Annotated in this window: 1 protein-coding gene; it reads right to left on the bottom strand. The window is 52.5% G+C overall.

What is annotated here, in order from left to right; all coding sequences use genetic code 11:
* Positions 1-199, bottom strand: a 199-nt coding sequence (locus AC1RPJ_RS08300; protein ID WP_481762934.1) for a hypothetical protein, incomplete at its 3' end; no start/stop codon positions are given.
* Positions 200-244: the final 45 nt, after the last annotated feature.

Genomic DNA, 244 nt, shown 5'->3' with positions numbered 1-244 from the left:
ATACTGGAATGTCGAACTTCTCGTAGGGCGGCCACACGCCTCCTGCGATTCGGTCGATTACGCGGGCACCATGTGCACTACTGGTGGTGCCGAATTTGCGGTTTGGTCGCGCATTATACAGGAACTCGAACGTTGCTTCGCAGTACATACGTTTCCATGCGCGTCGCGCATCTAGTACCTGACGCATGCGTTTCTTCACTCTACTGACCTTCATGAATTCTCCTAGAAGTCAACAGGACCATCA

This window comes from Dellaglioa sp. CoH-57-MRSF-17, assembly GCF_056782015.1.
This window is presented reverse-complemented; position numbering and strand designations above follow the sequence as displayed.